This window comes from Rhodovulum steppense, assembly GCF_004339675.1.
Classification (GTDB): domain Bacteria; phylum Pseudomonadota; class Alphaproteobacteria; order Rhodobacterales; family Rhodobacteraceae; genus Rhodovulum; species Rhodovulum steppense.
In genome coordinates this window covers 61970-68319 of the sequence record NZ_SLVM01000018.1, presented here as the reverse complement: position 1 = coordinate 68319, position 6350 = coordinate 61970, and the positions used below count along the sequence as shown (strand labels likewise).

Here is a 6350-nt window from a genome sequence, read left to right as displayed (position 1 = left end):
AATCCGTGGGGCTGGGCGAGATCAATGTCGGCGTGACCCAGCTCGACCAGGTGACCCAGCAGAACGCCGCCATGGTCGAGGAGGCCACCGCGGCCAGCACGACGCTGCGCCACGAGGCCGAGACGCTGCAGGGCCTGGTGGCCCGGTTCCGCCTGCAGGGCGGCACGGGCACCCGCCCCACCCAGACCGGCGCCATGACCCCGCTCCGCCTGGTCGACCGGGCCCGCCCGACCCAAGAACCCGCACCTGCGGCCACCGTGCCGCAAGCCGAGCGCCTGCCGCGCGCGGCGGGGGCCGAGACATGGAAGGATTTCTGATCCGCGTCCGGAAACGGCCTCGGGGGCGTTCGGGATACCCGGCGCCCCTTGTCCATTCGGCCCGCCCAAGACCCCGCTGGGCTGTGCAGGCTATTGGACAATCGCGCGCGCGGGCGCTAGATCAGGGCCGTTGACAGGAGGCCCCATGCGCCCGCGCGATCTCAGCATTCCCGACCAGCGCCATCCCGAAAAGGCGCATCGCCCCGACACCGCCCAACCGAAGAAACCCGCCTGGATCCGCGTGCGCGCACCGGGCGGGCAGGGCTATCGGGACACCCACCGCATCATCCGCGACCACGGGCTGGCCACGGTCTGCGAAGAGGCGGGTTGCCCGAATGTGGGCGAATGCTGGGCGCATGGCCACGCCACCATGATGATCATGGGCGAGATCTGCACCCGCGGCTGCACCTTCTGCAATGTCGCGACCGGCAAGCCCCAGGCGCTCGACCCGTTCGAACCCGGCCGGGTGGCCGACGCAGTGGCCCGGCTGGGGCTCAGGCATGTGGTGATCACCTCGGTCGACCGCGACGACCTGGAGGATGGCGGGGCCGAGCATTTCGCGCGCACCATCCGCGCCACCCGCCACCGCACGCCCGAGACCACGATCGAGGTGCTGGTGCCCGACTTCCTGAAATGCCAGCCCGCGGCGCTGGAAACCGTGGTCGCGGCCAAACCGGACGTCTTCAACCACAATCTGGAAACGGTTCCGGGGCTTTATCCCGAGGTGCGGCCCGGCGCGCGCTACTTCCACTCGCTGCGCCTGTTGCAGAGGGTCAAGGAGATCGACCCGGGCGCCTTCACCAAATCGGGCATCATGGTGGGCCTGGGCGAGACGCGGCAGGCGGTGCTGCAGGTCATGGACGACCTGCGCGCGGCCGATGTCGATTTCCTGACCATCGGGCAATATCTCCAGCCGACGCCCAAGCATCACGCCGTCGACCGCTTCGTGACGCCCGAGGAATTCGCCGCCTATGAAAGAGCGGCCTATGGCAAGGGGTTCCTGATGGTCTCGGCCAGCCCGCTCACGCGGTCGAGCTATCACGCAGGCGAGGATTTCGCCCGTCTCCGCGCCGCGCGTGAACAGGCCCTGTCGTCGCGCTGAGGCGCGGCCCCTCGGACAGGGCCGTCACATCCGTCGCTCGCGCCCCGAAATCACCATCAGCTCGCCGATATTCTCGCGCGTGATATAGCCGACCATGCGCCCCGAGGGTTCACTCACCGCAACCGCCGGTGCGCCGCTGTCCTGCAACGCGTCCAGCGCGGCATCCAGCGGCGCGGCCAGCGGCACCGACGGAATGCCCTCGGTCATGGCCTCGGCAACAGGCCGCATCCTGCTGCCCTCGGCGGCCAGTGCCGCGAACAGGGCGTTCCGGGTCAGGAAGCCGCGCAGACCGCCCCCGGCATCGACCACGGGAAACTCGTGCTGTGTGGTGCGGATCACCGCGTTCGAGGCCACCTGAAGGGTGTCGCTGGGTCGCAGTGTCTCGAAATGGATGATCATCGCATCGCGCGCCCGCAAGTGCCGCGCCGTGTCGCGCAGCGAGACATCGGCGCTTTCGGCGCCTGCCGCGACGAAGATGAAGATCGCGATCAGCACAAGCAACGGGTTGCCCCAGGTCAGCCCGAGAAATCCGAAGACAAAGGCCAGCGCCTGGCCCGACCGCGCCGCCAGCCGCGTCGCCGCGACCCGCCCCATCCCGTAGGACAGCGCCGCGCGGAACACCCGGCCACCATCCATCGGGAAGGCGGGGATCATGTTGAACAGGACCAGGAACAGGTTGATCGCGGCCAGGTTGCCCCAGAACGCCGTCGCGCCACCCTCGCCAAGCTGTGCAAGCGAGGTAAGCTCGGCCTGCGCGCCAAGGGTGACCAGCACCGCCCAGATCACCACATTCACCGCAGGCCCGGCCAGCGCCACGGCGATTTCCTGCCCGGGCTTCTCCGGCATCCGGTCGAGTCGCGCAAGGCCGCCGATCGGCAGCAGCGTGATGTCCGGCGTCGCGATCCCGAAGCGGCGCGCCATCAGGGCGTGGCCGAACTCATGCGCGACCACGCAGGCGAAAAGCGCCAGAACGAAGACCACGTTGATCGCGGCCGCGACCGGCCCGCCGGTGATCCAGCTTGCCGCACCGATCCAGGCCAGCAGCAGGAAGAAGGTGGCATGCACCCTCAGTTCCGAGCCGAACAGGTGGCCGATGGGAAAGGACCAGGTCATCGCTTGTGCCTCGGGGTGCCGCCCGCGCGGCGGGCGGCCACCGCCTTAGAACGGGATCTCGTCGTCGAGATCGCCCATCGGGGCCGGTCCCGACCTGCCGCCGCGATCTTCGTCCCGGCCCTGATCGTAGTCGCCATAGCCGCCACCGCCATAACCACCTCCCCCGCCGCTGCTGCCGCCGTCGCCGCGGCCATCGAGCATGGTGAGTTCGCTCCGATAGGGCCGCAGCGCGATTTCGGTCGTGTACCGGTCCTGGCCGGACTGGTCCTGCCATTTCCGGGTCTCGAGCTGGCCCTCGATATAGACCTTGGAGCCCTTCTTCAGATATTGCTCGGCCACCCGCACCAGCGGTTCGGAATAGATCGCGACCGAGTGCCATTCGGTTTTCTCGCGCCGCTCGCCGGTATTGCGGTCCTTCCAGTTTTCAGAAGTGGCGATGCGCAGGTTGCACACCTTGCCGCCGCTGGGAAAGCTGCGCACCTCGGGGTCGCGGCCGAGATTGCCGATGAGGATGACCTTGTTGACCGAACCCGCCATATGGGTGCCCCCTGTCGAATCTAGAATTTCGCGTTTTCCGTTTACACCACCCCGTCAGGGTTAATGGAAGGTGAAAATCCGCCCGCGTTCCGGTGCCCGGACAGCAGGGCCGCACGGGGCGGATGGCAGGTCTGGCACGGGGCCGCGATTTTGCCTATAGTCCCGCACAACGGAAAAGGACCGGAAGCGGGACAGTGGTTCGCAAACTGACGGTTGCCCTGGCGCTGGTCGGGCTCGGGATGGCGCCCGCGGGCGCGGAGGTCACCGTGTCGTCCAAGGCGCGCGCGGCCATTTTCGAGTCGCAGAAGCGTCTGCTCGATGGGCGCGCGGCGCAGCAATATGCCAATTCCGTGCGGCTTCAGCCGCAGCGCTTCGTCACCCCCTCGGCGGGCGGCACGCTGCCCTATGCGGGCAAGTATCGCGGAGAATATCTCGAACATGCCCGCGCCGCTGCCCGGCGCCATGGCGTGCCCGAGGATCTGTTCCTGCGGCTCGTCCAGCAGGAATCGGGCTGGAACCCGGGGGCGGTCTCGCACAAGGGGGCGATCGGGCTGGCGCAGTTGATGCCCGGCACCGCGCAACTGCTGGGCGTGGACCCGCGCGACCCGCAGCAGAACCTCGAGGGCGGCGCGCGCTACCTGCGCCGCCAGTTCGACCGGTTCCAGTCCTGGCGGCTGGCGCTGGCTGCCTACAATGCCGGCCCCGAGGCGGTCGAACGCCATGGCGGCGTGCCGCCCTATGCCGAGACGCAGACCTATGTCCTGCGGATCTGGGGCAGCTAGGGCAGGGCGGTCGGCACCCTCACTCGGATACCGGCACCAGCCGCGTCACCCCGACCGCCGCAGCCCGCGCCAGCGCAGGGTCCAGCGACATCGGAATATATTCGCCGCGCCGCCACAATTCGCCCAGATCGTCGTAATGGCGGCTGAGCGGGTGGCCCGATTGCCCGGTCGAGATCACGAAGACCGAACTGTCGGGATCGGCGAAATCATAGACCCCGCGATAGCCCGCGCCGTGGATGCTGGCGAAGGGCTCGGGATCGCGGCCGCGTGTCAGCCCCCGGTTCAGCGTGTTGTCCCCGCCCGAGACGGGCTGGCGGATGTTGACGAACCATTTCAGGAACGGCACCTCGCCCAGCACCGGATGATCGTGCCAGGCCTGATGCGCAGCCCCCCAGCGCAGGCTTTCGAGTGACCCGCCATAGGTCTCGGACAGCCACAGAAGCGCCTCGTCCAGCGCAAGCCGGGCGATCTCGGTGCAGGTCTCGACGGTGCCCGACTGGCGGATGTCGCACCAGATGCTGGCGCCGTCGATATCGCGGAATACCCGCTCGATGAACAGCGGTTCGACATGGGTGAACTCGTCGGCCAGCGGGCCCAGTTCGTCGCGGATCAGCCGGTCCTGCAGATGCCTCAACCAGGCGGCATAGATCAGCGGCTCGGGCATATGCTCGTTCATCTCGCCGTTCCAGGCCGCCAGAAGTTCCAGCGCGCGCTGGCGCCGCCGCTCGGGGCTGCCCGCGGGCGCAGGCTCTCCGGTGAACCACAGGTCGCGTGCGATCAGCGGCAGAAGCGACTGCGCGGTGAAGGACACGGTATCGAGCTGCGCCTCGATGAAGCTTTCGCGGGTATGCACCGAGCGGCGCGTCATCAGCGTCTTCCATCGCTCGATCCGCTGGGTATCGCCCCAATCATAGCTGACATGCAGCGGGAAGGGCCGGTCCAGAATCTTGTTGTTGGTATTGCCCAGGATTCCGCTTTCAGGCGCAAGGAAGCGCGGGTTCGCGGCATAGTTCAACCAGCCGTGCCATCGGTTCTCCTCGCGCCAGCCCGGCACCGGCAGACGCCCCTTGCTCTGGTGCTCGGCCAGCCGCCGGGGCATCGCGCCGATGGTCTGAAGGGCGATCGTGTCCTGATCCACCACCGCGAGGTTCTGCGCGGGCGCGATGTGGAACCGGCCCGCCTCGAGCGCCTCGTCCACGTCTTGTGCCCGCATCAGCTTCAAGCCCGCGCTCAGCGAGGTGTCGGCGCCGCTCAGCAGCGTCCAGCCCAGCGCCGCGACATGGCCCGGCGGCGTGATCGAGCCCAGTCCGAAATGCCCGCCGGGCAGCACCGGACCGTTCTCGGTCCAGCGCATGGTGATCGTCACCGGCTCGGCGCCCGCGACACGGATGATCGAGCGGCGCGTCTCGAACGGCCTGAACCCGTCCGGGGTGCGGTATTCCTCGGGGTTGTCGGGGTTGAGCTGTTCCAGGAACACGTCCTGATCGTCCAGATAGGCCGTGGTCATCCCCCAGCCCAGATTGGCCGAACGCCCCCCCAGGATCACCGGCATGCCCGGGATCGTGCCACCGATCACACCGCCCGAGGCCAGTTCCAGACGGGCGAGATACCAGATCGACGGCGCGGTAAAGCCCAGATGCGGATCGCTGGCCAGAAGCGTGCCGCCTGCGGCCGAGCGGTTGGGTGCCGCCGCAAAGACATTCGAGGCCGAGGCAAAGGCGCGCGGGGCAAAGGGCGACAGCGGCCCCTCGGCCATCCGTTCCAGAGGCGCGGCCGATGGCAGGATCCCGGGGGCAAGCGCGGCATAGTCGGGCAAGGCTGCCAGCCCCTGTCCGGGCGCGTCGGGCATCAGGTCGCGCACCCTTTCGGATCCGATCATCAGCGACAGCCGCGCGCGCAGCACCTCGGTTTCCAGATGGGTCGAGAGCCGGAGCCCCATCAGCTTGCCGATGGCCAGCGAATCGGCAGGCTGCCAGAGCGCGACCTCGGGCGTGAACAGGAAGAACTCGGGCGCACCCCGGCCGCGGGCATTGGCATTCACCGCGGCGATCCAGGCGTTGACCCCATTCGCATAGGCCTGCAGCGCGGCCGCGGCATAGGGATCCTGCGCCTTCACCGAAGCTTGCGCCAATCCGTAGAGATCCAGCCTGCGCGCCAGTTCGTCGATCGCCAGGGTACGGGCGCCGAATATCTCGGACAAGCGCCCCTGCGCGGTCCGCCGCAGGATCGTCATCTGCCACAGCCGATCCTGGGCATGGACAAAGCCCAGCCCGAAGAACACGTCGCTGTCCGACTCCCCGAAGACATGCGGCACATTGGCGTTGTCGCGCACGATCTCGACCGGCGCGGTGATCCGGGCGACGTTGTGCACGGCCTCGTAATCGGGCAGCGAGCGCGCGGCCAGGTGATAGACCGCGGCCCCGGCCAGGAAGGCCAGGATCACCGCGGCCGTGAAAAGCCGCAGAAGCCAGCGGAAAAGCCCGGCCATGTCCGCCCCGT

5 protein-coding genes and 1 pseudogene are annotated in these 6350 nt (G+C 68.4%); 3 read left to right on the top strand and 3 right to left on the bottom strand.

All coding sequences use genetic code 11. The features are described from left to right. Window positions 1-317: pseudogene (locus tag EV216_RS12660) on the top strand (methyl-accepting chemotaxis protein); the annotation flags it as partial. A gap of 145 nt (window positions 318-462) precedes the next feature. Beyond that, window positions 463-1419: a lipoyl synthase gene (lipA, locus tag EV216_RS12655; RefSeq protein WP_132695897.1), complete on the top strand. Its 957-nt coding sequence runs from the start codon at window positions 463-465 to the stop codon at window positions 1417-1419. Window positions 1420-1443: 24 nt separating this feature from the next. Here the strand turns inward: lipA and EV216_RS12650 are convergent, their stop codons facing one another. Further along, window positions 1444-2532 carry a site-2 protease family protein gene (locus EV216_RS12650; RefSeq protein WP_132695896.1) on the bottom strand — a complete coding sequence of 363 codons (1089 nt, stop codon included), beginning with the start codon at window positions 2530-2532 and terminating at the stop codon, window positions 1444-1446. A 45-nt stretch (window positions 2533-2577) separates the two neighbouring features. Further along, the gene (ssb, locus tag EV216_RS12645; RefSeq protein ID WP_132695895.1) at window positions 2578-3069 is read right to left on the bottom strand and encodes a single-stranded DNA-binding protein; all 492 of its coding nucleotides are present in this window, start codon (window positions 3067-3069) and stop codon (window positions 2578-2580) included. A gap of 239 nt (window positions 3070-3308) precedes the next feature. On the opposite strand from ssb, the gene EV216_RS12640 reads away from it, so the two are divergent. After that, entirely contained in the window at window positions 3309-3851 is a 543-nt protein-coding gene (locus EV216_RS12640; RefSeq protein ID WP_243642073.1) for a lytic transglycosylase domain-containing protein, read from the top strand. Between the two features lie 19 nt (window positions 3852-3870). On the opposite strand, the gene EV216_RS12635 is transcribed toward EV216_RS12640, so the two are convergent. Beyond that, window positions 3871-6339, bottom strand: a complete 2469-nt coding sequence (locus tag EV216_RS12635) for a penicillin acylase family protein (RefSeq protein WP_132695893.1) — start codon at window positions 6337-6339, stop codon at window positions 3871-3873. Between the last annotated feature and the right edge of the window lie 11 nt (window positions 6340-6350).

Excerpts from the sequence above, each read along its gene's own strand:
- EV216_RS12650 (WP_132695896.1), bottom strand. The coding sequence starts at position 2,532 with ATGACCTGGTCCTTTCCCATCGGCCACCTGTTCGGCTCGGAACTGAGG.
- ssb (WP_132695895.1), bottom strand. The coding sequence starts at position 3,069 with ATGGCGGGTTCGGTCAACAAGGTCATCCTCATCGGCAATCTCGGCCGC.
- EV216_RS12640 (WP_243642073.1), top strand. The coding sequence starts at position 3,309 with ATGGCGCCCGCGGGCGCGGAGGTCACCGTGTCGTCCAAGGCGCGCGCG.
- lipA (WP_132695897.1), top strand. The coding sequence starts at position 463 with ATGCGCCCGCGCGATCTCAGCATTCCCGACCAGCGCCATCCCGAAAAG.
- EV216_RS12635 (WP_132695893.1), bottom strand. The coding sequence starts at position 6,339 with ATGGCCGGGCTTTTCCGCTGGCTTCTGCGGCTTTTCACGGCCGCGGTG.